Origin of the sequence: Segatella copri DSM 18205 (assembly GCF_025151535.1) — a bacterium.
GTDB classification, from domain to species: domain Bacteria; phylum Bacteroidota; class Bacteroidia; order Bacteroidales; family Bacteroidaceae; genus Prevotella; species Prevotella copri.
This window is the reverse complement of sequence record NZ_CP102288.1, coordinates 2,793,042-2,811,177: the sequence shown is the minus strand read 5'-3', so window position 1 is coordinate 2,811,177 and position 18,136 is coordinate 2,793,042. Positions and strand designations below refer to the sequence as shown.

At 47.0% G+C, this 18,136-nt stretch carries 14 protein-coding genes; 5 read left to right on the top strand and 9 right to left on the bottom strand.

Annotation, left to right across the window (positions count from 1 at the left end; all coding sequences use genetic code 11):
- Nucleotides 1-49: 49 nt before the first annotated feature.
- Nucleotides 50-2,713: a DNA mismatch repair protein MutS gene (gene mutS, locus NQ544_RS11835; protein ID WP_006848893.1), complete on the bottom strand. Its 2,664-nt coding sequence runs from the start codon at nucleotides 2,711-2,713 to the stop codon at nucleotides 50-52.
- A gap of 44 nt (nucleotides 2,714-2,757) precedes the next feature.
- Nucleotides 2,758-3,897 carry an AAA family ATPase gene (locus NQ544_RS11830; RefSeq protein ID WP_006848892.1) on the bottom strand — a complete coding sequence of 380 codons (1,140 nt, stop codon included), beginning with the start codon at nucleotides 3,895-3,897 and terminating at the stop codon, nucleotides 2,758-2,760.
- A gap of 125 nt (nucleotides 3,898-4,022) precedes the next feature.
- Here NQ544_RS11830 and NQ544_RS11825 point away from each other — a divergent pair, with 125 nt between their 5' ends.
- On the top strand, nucleotides 4,023-5,870 hold the full coding sequence (locus NQ544_RS11825; protein ID WP_006848891.1) for a calcineurin-like phosphoesterase C-terminal domain-containing protein: 1,848 nt from the start codon (nucleotides 4,023-4,025) through the stop codon (nucleotides 5,868-5,870).
- A 244-nt stretch (nucleotides 5,871-6,114) separates the two neighbouring features.
- Here the strand turns inward: NQ544_RS11825 and cysS are convergent, their stop codons facing one another.
- Complete coding sequence (gene cysS, locus NQ544_RS11820) at nucleotides 6,115-7,605, bottom strand: cysteine--tRNA ligase (RefSeq protein WP_006848890.1); 1,491 nt, start codon at nucleotides 7,603-7,605, stop codon at nucleotides 6,115-6,117.
- Between the two features lie 411 nt (nucleotides 7,606-8,016).
- Between cysS and NQ544_RS11815 the strand changes: the two genes are divergently transcribed.
- On the top strand, nucleotides 8,017-8,319 hold the full coding sequence (locus tag NQ544_RS11815) for a nucleotidyltransferase family protein (protein ID WP_006848888.1): 303 nt from the start codon (nucleotides 8,017-8,019) through the stop codon (nucleotides 8,317-8,319).
- Nucleotides 8,303-8,671, top strand: a complete 369-nt coding sequence (locus NQ544_RS11810; protein WP_006848887.1) for a HepT-like ribonuclease domain-containing protein — start codon at nucleotides 8,303-8,305, stop codon at nucleotides 8,669-8,671. The genes NQ544_RS11815 and NQ544_RS11810 overlap by 17 nt, the downstream gene beginning before the upstream one ends.
- 97 nt (nucleotides 8,672-8,768) lie before the next feature.
- On the opposite strand, the gene NQ544_RS11805 is transcribed toward NQ544_RS11810, so the two are convergent.
- Entirely contained in the window at nucleotides 8,769-9,101 is a 333-nt protein-coding gene (locus NQ544_RS11805) for a type IIL restriction-modification enzyme MmeI (protein WP_006848886.1), read from the bottom strand.
- 274 nt (nucleotides 9,102-9,375) lie between these two features.
- Between NQ544_RS11805 and NQ544_RS11800 the strand changes: the two genes are divergently transcribed.
- Nucleotides 9,376-10,881 (top strand): butyryl-CoA:acetate CoA transferase, encoded by a 1,506-nt coding sequence (locus NQ544_RS11800; RefSeq protein WP_006848885.1) that lies wholly within the window; start codon nucleotides 9,376-9,378, stop codon nucleotides 10,879-10,881.
- Between the two features lie 178 nt (nucleotides 10,882-11,059).
- A complete protein-coding gene (locus NQ544_RS11795; protein WP_006848884.1) occupies nucleotides 11,060-12,277 on the top strand; it encodes an ATP-binding protein in 1,218 nt (405 codons plus the stop codon).
- A 212-nt stretch (nucleotides 12,278-12,489) separates the two neighbouring features.
- Here the strand turns inward: NQ544_RS11795 and NQ544_RS11790 are convergent, their stop codons facing one another.
- The 5 genes from NQ544_RS11790 to NQ544_RS11770 all read right to left on the bottom strand — a co-directional run bounded on the left by NQ544_RS11790 (nucleotide 12,490) and on the right by NQ544_RS11770 (nucleotide 17,754).
- Complete coding sequence (locus tag NQ544_RS11790; protein ID WP_006848883.1) at nucleotides 12,490-13,497, bottom strand: phage antirepressor; 1,008 nt, start codon at nucleotides 13,495-13,497, stop codon at nucleotides 12,490-12,492.
- Nucleotides 13,498-13,537: 40 nt separating this feature from the next.
- The gene (locus NQ544_RS11785; protein ID WP_006848882.1) at nucleotides 13,538-14,098 is read right to left on the bottom strand and encodes a DUF5675 family protein; all 561 of its coding nucleotides are present in this window, start codon (nucleotides 14,096-14,098) and stop codon (nucleotides 13,538-13,540) included.
- Nucleotides 14,099-14,111: 13 nt separating this feature from the next.
- Nucleotides 14,112-16,613 (bottom strand): hypothetical protein, encoded by a 2,502-nt coding sequence (locus tag NQ544_RS11780; RefSeq protein ID WP_006848881.1) that lies wholly within the window; start codon nucleotides 16,611-16,613, stop codon nucleotides 14,112-14,114.
- Between the two features lie 18 nt (nucleotides 16,614-16,631).
- Complete coding sequence (locus tag NQ544_RS11775; RefSeq protein WP_244263583.1) at nucleotides 16,632-17,135, bottom strand: spore coat protein; 504 nt, start codon at nucleotides 17,133-17,135, stop codon at nucleotides 16,632-16,634.
- Between the two features lie 217 nt (nucleotides 17,136-17,352).
- Nucleotides 17,353-17,754, bottom strand: a complete 402-nt coding sequence (locus NQ544_RS11770) for a hypothetical protein (protein WP_147380800.1) — start codon at nucleotides 17,752-17,754, stop codon at nucleotides 17,353-17,355.
- Nucleotides 17,755-18,136 lie beyond the last annotated feature (382 nt).

Here is an 18,136-nt window from a genome sequence, read left to right as displayed (position 1 = left end):
TCCCTCCTCGTGCAACAGCATCTGCTGCCACGGGGAGGGATTTATATTTTTATCTTCCCAGCAGAATCTTCTTGATGTCATTGAGCTTGTTCAATGCCTCTACTGGAGTGAGATTGTTCACATCCAGCCCGAGTATTTCATCACGTATCTGCGTCAGTACAGGATCATCGAGCTGGAAGAAACTGAGCTGCACACCATCCTTAGGTTCATCGATGTGCTGTACGTTCGGTTTACCGGCACCGCCAACCCCGGCATTGTCATCCTCCAACTGTTTGAGAATCACATTGGCACGGTTCACTATGCTGCGAGGCATACCGGCAATCTCTGCCACATGGATACCGAAAGAGTGCTCACTGCCTCCCGGTTCCAGTTTACGCAGGAAGATTACCTTTCCGTCCACCTCTCTCACACTCACATTGAAGTTCTTGATGCGAGGGAAGTTCTTCTCCATCTCGTTGAGCTCATGATAGTGGGTAGCAAAGAGCGTACGTGCCTGCGCCTTCTTATGTTCGTGCAGATATTCTACAATAGCCCAGGCAATGGAAATACCATCGTAGGTAGAAGTACCTCTTCCCAGCTCATCAAAGAGCACCAGCGAGCGCGGAGAAACGTTGTTCAGGATGTTTGCTGCCTCGGTCATCTCTACCATGAAGGTCGATTCGCCGAGCGATATATTGTCACTTGCACCTACACGTGTGAAGATTTTATCCACCAGTCCCACTCGGGCGCTCTCTGCGGGCACAAAACAGCCTACCTGTGCCAGCAGCACGATAAGGGCGGTCTGGCGCAGCAGAGCCGATTTACCAGCCATGTTAGGACCGGTAATCATCATGATCTGCTGTTTCTCAGTATCGAGCAGCACATCGTTAGGTACATAGCGTTCGCCCAGCGGCAGTTGGGTTTCAATCACCGGATGCCTGCCCTGCTTGATGTCTAGCACCTCAGAATCATCGACGATAGGGCGCACGTAGCGGTTCTCGTCAGATGTCTTTGCAAATGACAAAAGACAGTCCATACGGGCGATGAGGTTGGCATTGATCTGTATCTGCGGAATATACTCCTGCATGGCAGCTATCAGTTCGTTGAAGAGCTGTGCTTCCAATACCAGAATCTTCTCATCAGCACCGAGAATCTTTTCCTCATATTCCTTCAGTTCCTGGGTGATATAACGCTCTGCCTGAGCCAGCGTCTGCTTGCGTATCCACTCCTCAGGCACCTTATCCTTAAAGGTATTTCTCACCTCCAGATAGTATCCGAAAACATTATTGTAACCTACCTTCAGACTCGAAATTCCTGTCTTTTCTATCTCCCTTTCCTGTATCTTGAGCAGATAATCCTTGCCGTGGCGGCTGATGGCACGAAGGTCGTCAAGTTCGGCATTGAATCCGTCGGCTATCACGTCACCCTTATTGACCAGCTGTGGCGGATCGGGCTGTATTTCCCTGGCTATACGGTCTTTCAGGGTCTCGCATACGTTCAGCTGCTCGCCTACCCGCTTCAGAGCCTCGTTCGTAGCATGCTGGCATGCCACCTTGATAGGCTTGATGGCTTCGAGTGCATTCTTCAGCTGAACCACTTCGCGAGGCGAAACTCTACCCACGGCCACTTTGGAAATGATACGCTCCAGGTCGCTGATGCGATGCAGCTGGTCATCGAGAAGCTGTCGGAATTCCGGTTCCTTGAAGAAATATTCCACGATGTCGAGACGCTCGTTGATAGGTTTCACATCTTTCAACGGGAAGACCAGCCAGCGTCTGAGCATACGTCCGCCCATCGCCGTTACCGTACGGTCGATGACATTCAGGAGAGAAGAACCGTCTTCCTGCATAGGGGCAACCAGCTCCAGACTGCGGATGGTAAACCTATCCATACGCACGAACTTATCTTCTTCGATACGTGAAAGGGCGGTGATATGATTAATCTGTGTATGCTGGGTAATCTCGAGATACTGCATGATGGCACCACTGGCTATCACGCCGTTCTTGAGATGCTCTACACCGAAACCTTTCAGAGATTTTGTCTTGAAATGTCCCAGGAGTTTCTGCAGGGCTGTCTGTTCGGTGAAAACCCAGTCATCCAGTTCGAAGGTACAGTATTTGCTGCCGAAATATTTCTCGAAGTCATTCTTTCGGGCGCGGTCGTAGAGCACCTCTTTCGGCATGAAGTTGCCCATCAGTTTTTCTACATAGTCGTAGGTTCCCTCGCCGGTAAGAAACTCTCCGGTCGAGATATCCAGAAAGCTCACACCGCAGGCGGTCTTGCCGAAGTGTACGGCTGCCAGGAAGTTGTTCTCCTTGTAGTTCAGTACGTTATCTCCCATCGCCACACCCGGCGTAACGAGTTCGGTAATACCTCGCTTCACCATCTTGTCCATCTGGCTCAGTCCCTTCTTACCTTTTATTTCGAGTCGTTTCTTCTTCGGGTCTTCCAGCTGGTCGCATACCGCTACGCGCTTACCCGCCCTGATGAGTTTAGGCAGATAGGTATCCAGAGCATGATGAGGGAATCCTGCCATCTCGGTCGTGCCCGTAGAACCGCCATTGTTACGTCGTGTCAGCGTAATGCCGAGTATACGGGATGCCTCCACCGCATCTTCGCAGTAAGTTTCGTAGAAGTCACCGCAACGGAAGAGCAGCAGCGCTTCGGGATGTTTCGATTTCATCTCGAAAAACTGTCTCATCATCGGTGTAAGACCTTTATTATCGTTTGCCATTATCTTTCTTCTCCTTATATTATTTCTTTTAATTTACATAGTTTCTATCTACAATACTCCTCCTTAAACCACAGCCGGTATATCGGGTCAACAAAGACAAAAGCATCGTTTTGCTTTTCGATAATATCTTTGTTCTGGAGCGTTTTCCTGTTCTTGACAATCGTATTTGGATTACCAAGATTATAGATTTGTTTCACGGCTTGCGAAGAGAAATGCTGTTCGCCATTGGCTATAGCCTTAAGCATCTCTATCTGGGTGGAACTGAGATTCTCCGTATCATTCTGAAACATCGGGGTATTTATGTTGAGTACCTGTTTCAATCCCAGATGATATATATCTTCCGTCACTTCCGAAACCGTGAAACTCCAGATAAAATAGCACAACTGCTGGAGATACCAGGAATGGCAAGCCACGGCATCACAGATCCGCTCGGCCATCTCTGCAGAGATTGACTTTCCTGTCTTCTCGAAAGATGACAGAATGAATGGAATCCAATGCTCCTTAGCTATCTTCTGCATGAAAATCACTTGTCCGAAGCGATAAAAAGGACTATTGGAATTGTTGAAGATATTGAGCATCATGTTTCGCTTGCTGCCGTAGAGGCAGTAAGAGGTAAGCTGCTGTTGCTGCCATACCGAGCGCATCTTTCCCTCCATATCCTTATACTCAGGAAGGTTAGCCAACTGCTGGAACTCGTCTATGCAGACGATAATCCTGATGCCCTTTTCCTTTGCCAGCAACTCGGGCAGTTGGAGAATCGCCATCTTATCACGCTCCTGTGGCACAAACTTCAGGTCAAAAGCCATGAAGTCGGTCACCTGGTCGTTGATTACAACCTGCGGTATCACGCCTGTCAGGAATTTCTTTGCATCCTCTATCCATCGTTCCATTTTAGAGGAAGCACAAGCTATAACCTGACTGGCAAAAGTGCGATAAAATTCAGATTCAGAGCCGATGCTGAAGGCATCAATATAACAGATTCTTACGTTATTATCCTCATCAGCCAATTCGCTCATCGCCCTTTTCACTAGCGATGATTTACCCCATCGGCGTGGTGAAATCAGCATCACGTTGATATGGGAGGACAGTAATTGCTTGAGCAAAGCCCTGTCTTCCTGTCTGTCGATAAAATTCTCATTGGTAGCTAATGTACCAAATTGAAATGGTGATAGATATTTTGCCATATGCCTAGTAATTTGGTACAAAGTTACGAAATATTACCCTAAGGTAAGTTACCCTAAGGTAATATTTAGAGTTTTTTAAATGAATATATGCTGCATTACCATAATAAAGCTGTACTTTTGTACTCATGAAAAAGAAACAAGTATACATAGGGGTTCTGTCGGTTGCTTGCTGCGCGCTCGTAGCAATAGGCATCACCTTGCACCTGCTCTACCCCAAGAAACAGATACAGAACCTGGTGAAAACCCCACCGGTTCTCCGGCTCAAGCCACAGCCTGCAGATACGCTGAAGAAGAAACCAGTGAAGAAGATGGATTTCAATATCTCCGGAACTTTAAGAGATAAGGAAGGAAAGGGAGTGGCTGGCGTCATCGTAAGCGATGGATTCAACTGTGTGAAAACCGATGCACAGGGCAGATATAAGATGAAGCGAGACAGCCTGGCAAAATTCATATACTATTCTGTTCCAGCCGATTGCGAGGTTCCTACCCATTCTAAGACCGATCGCACGGCTTTCTTCTACCAGAAGGTATCCAAGGGGAAGAAAACCTATAACTTCACCCTCACCCGACTACCGGGCGGCAAGGAGATTCACTATAAGATGATTGTCATCGGCGACCCGCAGGTTACCAATGCCTACAGCCCTTACTATACTTCTCCGGATGATAATCCCATCAAGAAGAGTGATGTAGAAAGATTCACTACCCAGACGATGGCGGACATCAGGCAGACCATCAGTTCGCTGCCTGCCGGAACTCCTGTATATGGACTCAGCATGGGCGATGATGTACAGTATTATGGCGGTTACAACGCCAAACTGGAGCGTCAGATACGCCAGGCATTGGGCTCTTCTGAGATGCGTCTCTTCTCCGTCATCGGCAATCACGACCAGGATGGCAAGGCGCTCTACCGCAGGAAATGGGAGGAGAATTTCGGTCCTACCGATTTTTCCTTCAATCGTGGCGATGTGCATTATGTCTGTATCAACAACTGCTTCTTCCATCGCGGCATGTCCTATTATTCGCCAGGAGAATTACGTGAGCGCCAGGTGAAGTGGCTGAAGCAGGATCTCGCCCTCACGCCAAAGGATATGAAGGTGGTACTCTGTTATCATATTCCTTTTACCTTTGGTAATGCGCCTTTCAGCAAGGCGAAGCCGCTGACCAATGCCAATGAGCAGGGGCATTATTCTTCTTCCCGTCTCTCGCTCCTGGTTTCTTTGCTGAAACAGTTTAAGGGAGGATATGAACTCTTCTGCGGCCATACTCATTTTGCCTGCAACCACGAGATCAATTATCAGGGCGAGGATGTGATGGAGCATTGTCATGCTGCCGCCTGTGGCAATATATGGCAGTCGAATATCAACATCTGCGGCACCCCGAACGGATATTATGTATACAGTTTTGTGGGTACCAGCATCAGCAACTGCTATTACAAAGGAACTTTCTGGGATAAGAGCAAGCAGATGACCTTGTTCCGTGCGCAGACCGATTTCAACGGCGAGAAATACTCTAGGGATTGGCAGTTGGCAAACAACAGGAATATCCTGGTAGCCAATGTCTTCAATGCTACCAGTCATTGGCGTATTGTAGCCGTAGAGGATGGCAAAGAATATCTGATGGGGCGCCTCAGCGGAAAGGGGCAGGATGCCTTTGCCGCCGGCTATCATCATAAATACAGCGAGAGTGTATCTTACCGGTTCGTGAGCAAGGGGAATGGTTATCTCATCATGAACCACCTTTATTATTATACTCCTAGGAATCCGAATGCCAAAATCATCATCAAAGCATCCGATCCATACGGAAATACCTATACGGCATCGAGCGATGAGGTAACGACAGAGCCTTTCGCCAACTTTGCCCATTATTACGAAAAAGAGTATAAGGAATATAAGAATAAGCAAGATAAGATGTTGCGGGATTCTATATCTGGCAGACAGAAAGATTCACTTGCTGCAAGGAAGAAAACGCCATAAATGCCCTGAACCAATGGTTACAGGCCTAAAGTAAAGATAGAACGCAAGCAGCACGCCCTGAAAGGGCAGAAGCTCCTAGCCCAGGGCAGCACCCTGGGTACAATAGCAATAAACAAGACGCCCTGTAAGGGCAAAAGCTTCAAATATACAAAGCTTTTGCCCTTACAGGGCGACTGTTTTGTGTATGTAATTACCCAGGGCGATGCCCTGGGCTAGGAGCTTCTGCCCTTTCAGGGCGTGGAGTTTATTTGTTCAGTTTCCAGGTAACACCATCCTTGGTGTCCTTTACCTCGAAGCCGGCTTCAGCCAGGGCATCGCGAATCTGGTCGCTGGTAGCCCAGTCCTTATCAGCCTTAGCCTTGGCACGCAGGTTGAGAACCATATCCACTACCTTGCCATAAGCCTCTTCACGGGCATCATTGTTGGCACCCTTCTCACTCTTCAGACCGAGCAGGTCGAAGGTGAAGAGATGCATGGTGTCTGAAAGTTCCTTCAGGTCTTCGGCAGAGATGTTTGCCTTGTGGTCGAGGGCTGTGTTGATTACGTGGCAAGCCTCGAAGAGGTAGCTGATAACGAGCTGAGTCTGGAAGTCATCGTTCATCGCATCGTAGCAGCGCTGGCGCAATTCGCTTACAAACTTCTTCACCTGCTCATCGCTCTGCTTAGCCACAGGCACACGCTCCAGGTCGTTCAAACCATTCATCAGGCGCTCCAATCCCTTCTGGCTAGCCTTCAATGCATCGTTAGAGAAATCTACGGTGCTGCGGTAGTGGGCAGAGAGGATGAAGAAACGGATAGTCATTGGCGAATAAGCCTGCTCCAGACTGTCGTGATTGCCTGTGAAGAACTGCTCCAGGGTAATGAAGTTACCCAAGCTCTTACCCATCTTCTGGCCATTGATGGTAATCATATTGTTGTGCATCCAGTAATGAACCATCTGGTCGCCCTGAGAAGCCACAGCCTGAGCAATCTCGCACTCGTGGTGAGGGAAAATCAAATCCATGCCGCCACCGTGAATATCGAAGTGGCTGCCCAAGTACTTGCGTCCCATCGCAGTACACTCGCAGTGCCAGCCAGGGAAACCATCACTCCAAGGACTAGGCCAGCGCATGATATGCTCAGGTGAAGCCTTCTTCCAGAGGGCGAAGTCAGCCTGGTTCTTCTTCTCGCCGATACCAGCCAGCTCGCGGCTCTCGTTGATTACGTTCTCCAGGTTACGTCCGGAGAGGATACCATACTTATGATCCTTGTTATACTTCTCGATGTCGAAGTAGATAGAGCCATTACTCTCGTAGGCATAGCCATTGTCCAGGATTTCCTGAACCAGTTTCTCCTGTTCGATGATATGGCCTGTGGCATGAGGCTCAATGCTAGGAGGGAGTACGTTCAGCGCCTCCATGGCATCGTGGTAGCGGTTGGTGTAGTACTGCGCAATCTCCATTGGCTCCAACTGCTCCAGGCGAGCCTTCTTCTCAATCTTGTCATCGCCTTCATCTGCATCGTGCTCCAGGTGGCCCACGTCGGTAATGTTTCTAACGTAGCGAACCTTATAGCCCAGGTGCTTGAGATAGCGGAAGAGTATATCGAATGTGATGGCTGGTCGTGCATGACCGAGATGCGGATCGCCATACACGGTAGGGCCACAAACATACATGCCCACGTTAGGAGCGTGGAGCGGAGTGAATCTCTCTTTCGTACGTGTGAGAGTGTTATAGATCAATAATTTCTGTTCCATCTTGTATGAACCTTTATTTTATATTGTTTATATTTTGAGTGCAAAGTTAACTCATTTTTCTGATATATCCGACAAATCATTCGCAAAATGTTATTAAATTCCTCAAAAATATCAATGGAACAGATCTTCCATGGTCAATTCTCTCTGTATGATGCTGCTTGTTTTGGCTGCAAATATACAAAAAATGCCACTTAAAGCCAAACGAATGGGTAAGAAAGTGGCTCTAAGTGGTAATTTTAACATACTTAAAGCCAAAAAGGTATTGCAAGAGTACAACTTTTATTCGAAAGTAGAGCCATTTAAGATGATATTTTTTAGGTAGGCTTACACTTTTAGGCAAGAATGTTTGGAGATAAAAAATAAAAGGTGTATATTTGCAGCATGATTACTATTTAAAAAGAGGAGGTAAATATGGATAGATTTCAAATTATACGTATAATTCATGACTATATGTCTAGGAAGCCTGTGCTGAAGGCATGGATCTTTGGGTCTTTTGCTCGTGGTGAAGAAAAGGCTCAGAGCGATATAGATATTCTCTTTGTCCCCGATTTTGAGCATGGTTCGTTTACTTTGCTTACCCATGGAGGAATGTATGAGGATTTGAAGCAACTGCTAGGTCGTGAAGTTGACTTGGTAGTTGATGGCTCTTTGCGTCCGTATGCTCAGGAGAGTGTGGAACGAGATAAAATCTTGGTATATGAGAGAGCTAGTTAGGGATAAAGGAAGATTGGAAGACATTGTGGAGTATTCTTCCAACGTACTCAAAATCATTGATGGGATAGATTTTGAGGAGTTTTCCTCAAATATTTTAGTCTATTTTGCAACGATGAAAAATGTAGAGATAGTAGGCGAGGCTGCTTATATGCTGACCAAGGAATTCAAGGCAAGTCACCCAGAGATTCCTTGGAAACAGGTGGAAGGTATGCGCCATGTTTTGGTGCATGGTTATTCGCAGGTGTTGCCTCGTATTCTTTGGGCAACAGCAAAGGAGAATATTCCCGAAATCAAGGCTCAAGTGGAGAAATACCTGAACGAGATAGATTGGGAACATTATTGTGGGGAATGATGAACTTGTTCTTCTATACTCTTGGGGCCTTAATCGCAACAAGGGCATTTGCAGATTATGTCGGCAAATGCCCTTGTTGGCTTATATTGCAAATTCTTTATTCAACCATTTCCGCATACCTTTTGAACAGCTCAGCTACGCACTCGCTCTCCGTCATCTTGGTGGAGAAGCCGTAGGCTGCCATCACGGCTCGGTCGTTCTGGCGATGGGCTTGTAAAAGCTCCTTCGGCATGAGCGTAGGGTCGTAGAGGTCGGCGAGCGAGGAGTCGGGGTATAGGGCGCGGGCATCGAGTATAGCCTGGGCACTCTGCTCTATCTTTTCCTTTTGCCCGGCAGTGGGCGATGGCCAAGGGAAGTTGTTATACACCACGTCCTTGCTGTAGCGATAGTCGCTCTTCAGGCGACCGCACACCGCTCGCATCCATGCCATGTGGACGTTCGACTCCAAGATGCCGAAGTGGTAGAGGGTGGCGGAAGGGATGAGAAGCACAATCAGGCTTTTTGATTCGGCTATCTTTTTGCATAAAATAAGTAGTTTTTGTATATCTATTCACTATTTGTAAGTTTTTTGCCAATTAATTGCATAAAATTATCAAAATATTAGCGTATATCGAAAATAATGTGTAACTTTGCAGCCGCAAACAGTTATCAATTATCAAGAAGGCGGCTACAAGTTCCGCTAATGAGTATTAAGTTAGAAGAAAATGGCATATACAAGATTGAGTGCTGCCGAAGCGGCAGCGATGATTAACGATCAAGATACAATCGGATTGAGTGGTTTCACACCAAACGGCGTGCCTAAGGCAACCTTCCGCGAACTCTCCAAGAGAGCCGTGGCTGAGCACGAGGCGGGCAGACCTTTCCAGGTGGGCATCCTCACGGGTGCTTCTACCTCGCAGAGTATCGAAGGTGACATGGCAGCAGCCCATGCCATCAAGTTCCGTGCGCCATTTTCTACCAACAAGGACTTTAGAACTCATACCAACCAGGGCGAGATTGATTATGAGGATATGCACCTCGGCCACATGGCTGAGCGCCTGCGCCGTGGTTTCTATGGCGAAATAGACCTTGCCATCATCGAAGTTTCTGATTTGGAAGAAGGCGAAACTACCTGCAAGGCATTCCTTACCTCTGCCGGCGGCATCGTTCCTACCATCGTCCGCCTTGCCAAGAAGGTACTCATCGAGAAGAATACCTTCCACAGTCCAGCTTCCCGCTATCTGCACGATGTATATGAGATAGCAGAATGCCCGTTCCGCACTCCTATTCCTATCATGAACGTAGGCGACAGAATCGGTAAGGAGTATGTGGAGATTGATGCACATAAGATTGTGGGTGTGGTAGAATGCAACATTCCGGAGGAGGCACGTGCCTTCAAACCGCTCGACCCTGTGACCGAACAGATGGGACATAATGTGGCTGATTTCCTGGTCAGCGACCTGAAGAAGGGACATATTCCTCCTCAGTTCCTGCCTTTACAGAGCGGAGTGGGCGTAACTTCCAATGCCGTTCTTGAGGCATTAGGACAGAACCCTAACGTGCCGGTATTCAGCGTTTATACCGAGGTGGTTCAGGATGCCGTGGTAAAATACATGCGCGAGGGAAGAATCAAGGATGCTTCCTGCTCTTCGCTCACCGTAACAAACGATACATTGAAAGAGGTGTATGATGATATTGATTACTTCAAGAAGCATCTCACCATCCGCCAGAGCGAGATTTCAAACTCTCCAGAGGTCATCCGCCGTCTGGGTGTCATCGCCATGAATACCGCCATCGAGTGCGATATCTACGGCAATGAGAACTCCAGCCATATCTGCGGCAGCAAGCTGATGAATGGTATCGGCGGTTCCTGCGATTACGAGCGCAATGGTTACATCTCTATCTTCACCACACAGAGTACCACCAAGAACGGTTGCATCTCTGCCATTGTTCCGATGTGCAGTCACGTGGACAGCACCGAGCACGATGTGGATGTGATTGTTACCGAACAGGGAGTAGCCGATCTCCGTGGCAAAGGCCCGTTACGCCGTGCCAAGGAGATTATCGAAAACTGTGCCCATCCAGATTACCGCCCAATGCTCCGCGAATACTTGAAGTTTGCCGAGAAGGGCCACGAGCCACAGAGCATGCGTGCTGCCCTCGCCATGCACGATACCTTCCTGAAGAAGGGAGATATGAGATTGACTGATTTCGGAGAATATCTGAAATAAGAGAAGACCGAAAGGGTCTATACGCCACCTGTTCTTCGTGGCATATAGACCCTTGCTGTTTCCCGTGAGGCGCAATGTGAACCAAACCTGTTAATTATAAGTAATAAAAACAAAAAATCTATCGTTTTTATTACTTATGTGAAACAAAAAGAGTATCTTTGCGAAAAGTTTTACTCGTATGAAACAAAAAATATTAGAAAGACTAGGGTATTCCGATCGTATCGAACGCATGTTTGGACGTGGAATGATGATTGCATTGACGGGCCAGAGGCGTGTCGGCAAGAGTTGTGTGATGCGGCGAATTTATAATCACATCGCTGAGAATGAAGAAAATCACATTATCTATATAGATAAGGAGAAAACATCATTTGATATGATAGCCAACTATCAGGATCTGGAGGCTTATGTAGCAGCCAACATCGTTGAGGGTAAGGAAAACTATCTGTTTATTGATGAGGTGCAGGAGATTTCTGATTTCGAGAAAGCACTCCTCAGTATCCAATCGGATGATACCTGCCAGATTATGATTACCGGCAGCAACGCCAAGATGCTTTCGGGCGAACTGGCAACTCGCCTGAGAGGCAGATATATTGCTTATCGCATTAGAGGACTCTGCTATGAAGAGTTCCTGACGTTCCATGAACTGAAGGATGATGATGCTTCCTTGAACCTGTATCTGCAGTATGGCGGTCTCCCTCAGTTGCGCAGTTTAGGATTGGAAAATACGGATTTGGTAGAAGATTATCTTGACAATGTGTATAATACGATAGTACTTCGTGATATCATAGAGCGAGAAAACATCAGAAACATACCATTGTTGCGAACGCTGCTGAAGTTTGTGAGCGATAATATCGGTAAACAATTCTCAGCAACGAGTATTGTAAAATTTCTGAAAAGCCAGAACACCGAAACGTCTGCCAAGATGATTCTCACGTATTTGGAGTATTTAAGCAATGCTTTTATTATCGATCGAGTTAACAGATACGACATTCATGGCAAGCGACTTTTCGAGTTAGGCGACAAGTTCTATTTCGAAGACCTGGGAATCAGGAATCATATTATAGGTGGCAACAGGCGTTTTGATATCGAAAAGGTGATGGAGAACGCTGTATATATCCATTTGTGCAGGATGGGGTATAAAGTATATGTTGGTCAGATGTATAAGGCTGAGATTGATTTTGTTGCCGAGAAAGCGGATAGTGTGGCGTATGTGCAAGTTACCTATCTGCTGGCTTCTGAGGAAACGGTAGAGCGTGAATTCGGCAATTTGAAATTGATAAAAGACAGTCATCCCAAATACGTGATTTCTATGGATAGGCTTTACAGTCAAACCAATATTGATGGCATTAAGCACATTCATCTGCGAGATTTTCTGAAAATGACTACTTTGGTTTGATGCCAAGTAGATGATGAATATCTCCATATAATCAAGGGTCTATACGCCACCTGTTCATCGTGGCATATAGACCCTTGTTACTTCCCGTGAGAAAATGGTAAAAGCCCCTGGTGCAAACACACCAGGGGCTATAATATTACGGGGGACCAGCGATGGAATCGCTGGGGACGGGGACGAACGGGAGTTAAGGCTCTTTTTACCTTTTTACCTTTTTACTTTTTTACCTTTTCACACAGTTCCCAGTATCGATGGGCAAGGTCATGGATGAACTTCCGTCCTCGTTCGGTCCATACGAGATAGGTATGGGTGTAGGCTCTACCCATCTTCTCCTGTCTGCCATCGCTCTTCGGGTCTAGGAAGGCGCTGTAGCGGGTGCGGCTCTTGGCTAAACCCATGTGGGCATAATCAGCATAGAGAAGGTACTGACCGCTCTGGTAATACTGGATATGCAGGGCGCAGAGCGAGCGGTTCAGCTCCTGGGCTGTGATACCGAGTTCCTTCGCAATCTGCGTGGTGGTGAAGCAAGAAACAGAATCGAGCACGTTATCGCTATAGAGCGCTTTCGGCAAAAGATTACCCACCTGATTCTCCAACTGGATGATATTATCACCACTCTTGGCGATGCGAACCACCTGCTCGTCTACTACATCATTGAGACGGCGAATTTCGGTATCCTGTTCGCCGATAAGCTTCTTCTGCTGCTCAATCTGCAGGCGCTGTTTCTTCAGCAGATTCTCCTTCTCCTTGAGCGTAGCACGGAGAATTTCTTCAGCATGTCGGATTGTCTCCTCATCGCTCTCGCCCGGCTGCACCGGGATATAACCACCCGTCTTGCGAATCTGTGGCAGCACATCAGCCGTAACCCAGTTCTTGAACTTCACGGCAGTAGAAAGCTTGGAGCCGAGCACCAAAGCATAGAAACCGCTCTCGTTGACGAAGATCATCTGTTGGCGGCGTTTTGATGGAGTACCATCCTTACGCAGGCTTCCCGATACCTTGACGCCCTGTTTTAGGGCGTCAAGGTGGTTAACCAACTGATTTACAGCGTTTCTTGATTTTTTATACCCCAGTATATCACAGAGATCCTTTGCGCAGAACAAAGGCTCTCCATTTTCATCGGTCAAGGTACGAATCTTACCGAATTCAGGGTTTTCAAACACAACAGCAATTGCTGCCTTCTTATCCATTTCTACTTTATTTGTATTAACTGACTTTACCATAATAATTTGTTTTTAAAAATTAATAACTCAACATTCAACATTAAATGATCGTAATCCAAACGCTCTCCTCCCGTTCCCTCGCTGCGGTAATGGCATTCATGAGCCGATGCAGCCAGATGCGGGAATTAAAGACGGCACCCTGTAATTTATTTTCACCTACCAGAATGCACCCCTGCGTATCATCGGGATAATTACCGGCATGAATGCGGATGCCCTCAAAATCAGGAACACCCTGCACCAGCGGAAGCCACTTCTTAAACCTTGGCGATTTCGAGATAACCACAGGATACGAGCCTTCCGGTATCGCCGTATGACCCGGTATCTTGCGGGCTTTCTTGCCCGATACCCTGCTGTACCGTCCATCCTCCTCTTCCGGTTTCAGTTCGACACCCAGGAGGTTTCTCCACGTAGGCTCCAGGGTATCACAGAAGTAATGCTCCTTGTCCAACTTCTCCTTATCGAAGCTGTGCTCAAAGATACGCTTGTCGCCTATTTTTACCCCCGAACGCCAAGTACGTTTCACATCCTTATCGTTCAGGATATAAAGATGACCTATCGTATAAGTCTTCTTTTTTGCTATTCTTTTTACTACTATTTCCATAACTCAAACTCCATTAAGATTCTAATATTTTTACCTCTTTACCATCCTTGCGGTTACGTAGCTTTTCAAAACTGAATAACTGAATACTGATTACGTCACCCGTTGCACCCTTAGGCGGAATCTTCCGGATATAGTTTCGGTTCACCCAATTACGCAACATCGAAGGAGTGCCCTTCTTGTCCATACCCAACTGCGAGCGGAGATATTCTGCCTGCTGGAAATTAAAGACATCAGGCAACTGCTGCAACAGATTTGCCGGTCCACGCTTGCTCGATTTCTCGTTCGAAAAGTTCGCCCTCTTGATGGCATCACCAAAGAAACGCATCTTGCAGTAGAGGTCGTAACGCTCGCTCCAGCGGATGAACTCATCTATCTCCGGCTCCCATTTACAGCCGTTCGCCACATACAGCACACACGCCTTCAGGTAGGCGATGACGTTGGCACGGAAGGAAAGATTCTCATAAACCCTATCCTGCGACAGACGTGAAAACTCAGCATTCTCATCCTTCAGCCGGAGGGCAAGCTGGAATGCCTCAGGACAGTCAATCAGCCCCCTGGCGTTGTTCAGATTCTCGATATAAGGCTTCAGCCCCTCTCGGTAAGCATCATCGTAATCACCAAAGACAGGCATTTCATCACCGATTTCACGCTCCGGAATGGTACAGAAATTGATACGGCTTATCGGACCATCTGTCAAAACTTTCGAGAAGTAACGCTGTCCTTTCTGGATAGTGGTAGATGCGTTCCAGTTGAATCGGATGGTTACACGCTCCGTAACGCTCGATATGCCCACGCGAGTCTGGCCGTACTGGTTGTCGCTATCTGAGGCAAGACACATGATACGGAAATGCTGGTTTCCGGTTCCCTTCAGGGCATCAAACTGGTCCAGCTCATTGAGCGAAGTGTAAAGAAATCGTCCCTGCGCCTCAGCGGTTCGCATCACGAATGCCGGATTGGTCATATCGGCATCAATCTCCTGTATAACGAGGTTGTCCGGTCGCTTACGCTTGTCCTTGTTGGCGCCCTTGCGCGTCATCTCCTCCTTCCATTCCTTCTCACGTTTCAGATTCTCCGCATCCCGTTTCCGGATATCCTCCATAATATAGCTAATCGGCTTGTTTACGGACGATTTACCTGCGCCCGTACCAGCCAGCAAGCACGTAGACAATGTAGCCTCATGCACTACATTATCAATATATCGGAAGCTCGTCTGCCAGAGGTGCGTAGCCAACGGTGGGAAGATAGCGTGCGCCACAGCCGGCTTATAAATCTCCGGTGTCCGAGATAACAGCAGTTCCACCAGTTTCGGCAGTTTCTCTGGCATCGCTGGCGGGTCAGGATAATCCTCCTCGCTACTTTGAACTTGGAGATATGAACTTTGAACTGTATGATTTGCGTTAGGGCTATTAACTGTTAACTGTAAACTATTAACTTGTTGGCTGGCCTGTTTTTCCGCCAGCGCATTCACCCTTATCACATCCCTCGACATCGGCTTGCAGCTGTCAGCATATTTCGCATAGAAATCATGTATCAGCTGATGGCAGTCATCCTCCTGATAGTAGCTCGGCATTTTCGTCCTCACCACCTTCATCAGTTCCTCCTCGCTCATCACCCTCGAAGCGCCTGCGCTCATGATGGCGAGTAGCGAAGAGTGCCGAGACCCGACGGTATCAATCGCCATTCCTTCAAGCCCAGCCGACTGCACGAACAGATCAAAGGCTATCAGATTCTTCTCACTGGCCTCTCCCAGTTCACCAGAGCCATGATTGCCCGAAAGTCTATTGTTTTGAACTTTGTCATTACTATTGCTATTAACTGTAAACTGTAAACTATTAACTTTTGCAACTCCTCTTCCGTCCACCGTCAGCCCACGGTCCAGAAAAGCCTGTCTGCGAGCCTGTATCTCGCTCTCCGGCATCACTGCGCACCACATTTTAGACCGGTAGATTTCCGAGTCCTTATCCGTCAGGAAAATCATCCTTTCAGGTGTGATGCAGCTTTCATCATAAGTCACACCGAGCGCCTCACAATACGCCTTCTGCGTCTCTTCGATGGTCATCCCCACCGGCATTCTAATCCCGATATGCAGCTTCTTTCTAGCGCTATAACAGAGATGCAGCAACGAGCCGTTCCATATCCCCGAAGAGCAGTTCAGCTCGCGCGCCTTCTCAATCGCCCTCTCCACATACTCCTTATCATCCACATCGATAATCGTCTGGAAGAGAAAGCTTTCCGGCAAGGCATTCTCCTGTCTGCGCACATTATTTTTGAACATGCCGTAATGCGGGCAGAAGAAAGGCAGCTCGCTCTTCAGCCTCTCCTGCGCCTTCTTCACCGCCTGCGCATCGTTCAAATCCACTCCGTCAATCGGCAATTCACCCCGAATCTGCTGAATCATCTTCTTGATTTCCTCCGACCCGATGACCTTATCATAAGTATCGATATTGTAAGAAAAAACTTTTCCCTTATTACCTTTGCGATAAGGATTAATTGCCACTACATGTACTGTCTCCATTTTACCTCCATATTTTTATTAATCGAACACTTCGCTGTTAATCATGATATACCCTGAGCCATAGCTTACATTGATAGGCAGAATCAGCGAGTTATCAGAAATCTCGTCAACCCCGTTCGCCTCGAAGAGCGAAGCATTCTCGGCATCATTCAGTCTGCTCTTGACGAAGCCTATTACCCATTTTGCCGCAATCTTCTCGGCGGCAACACGCCTGTCTACGAGGTCCTTCACCAGCTGTTCATCGCAGAAGTTGATATCCGCATTCACGTTCTCAGCCTCCGCTTCTTCCTTCCCCATTTCCTGGTTCTCGAAGAAGAGGTTATACTTGATTTTCATATCCTTCATCATCACGATGTTCAGATTTTTCAGTTCCCCCTCCGAGTCAGCAATCGTCTCATAGAGTTTCTGAACCGACTTCTTGAAGATGTTCTTCACGTCCATCAGGCAGTAATAGATTTTGCCTCCAATCACCACCACCCTCAGTTTTCCGTACTGCGGATGAGTAAAATAAAAAGGTTTCATTGCTTTCATCTTATAAATTCCTTTTTAAAACAGTTGGGCGCTCCCACAACGGTTGATGTGCCTATACACAAAAGCCCCCGAAACCCAGACCATATCGGTTCTGAATTCCGGGGGCAAAGGTACAACAAGATGCTGAAACCTACCTGGTACGTACCTGGTACGCGTACCAGGTACGAATTAATTTGCGAAACGTTATTTACGTTATATAACAGACTGGCTAACAGATATTTATCGATTTTGCAGTTTCTCCGATAAATCCAGACATCTGTTGCTGTTCCATCCCTTTATTAAAGGCAGAGCGAAGATTCTCCTTGTCAATATTCCAAAAGGTGCCAAACACCACCCATACATTCTGTATGCCGAGTTTGGTAGAAATCTGGGACGCAAGAACTGCTGTTTTAGCTACAGAGAGTCCCTTAGGCTGGAAATGCTCATCAAGAAAGCCATGTATCGCCAAACTGGAGAGTACCATTAACCCCTGAGGATTAGCAAGAGATTCTGGCAGCGGTCGGAATTTCTCTTCTGCCTTTGCCTTTTCTTCCTTCTTCTTAGGTCCATCACCATAATTTTCAATATACGTTGCATTGTCGTGCAACTCAATAGTTCTATTATCACTCATAATTACTATGTTTTTAGATTCTATATAATTTACAATAAACTCACTGTCCAGACTTAAATAGACATCTGTTATGAAAATACACAGAGACTTTATCCTCGACAGATTGCGCTTGATTCGCGTACTTAAGTTTTTCTTCATATTGTATTATTATTATAGTTGTTTAAAGTTTCTTGCCTCATTATAGCAGAGTATGAGTGTTTGCGCTAACAATTTATGAGGGCGTAAGCAGGCTGGAGTGCTGGTGATCGTCTCTTATCGTGAGACGTGGGACCGATTCTACATCTTTTTCCTTTCGTTGAAAATTTAAGTTAATAATATGACCGAAAGATGCGTTTTTTAGTATCTATGGCCGGTTAATACTATCTTCCTCCTATTTTTCGGG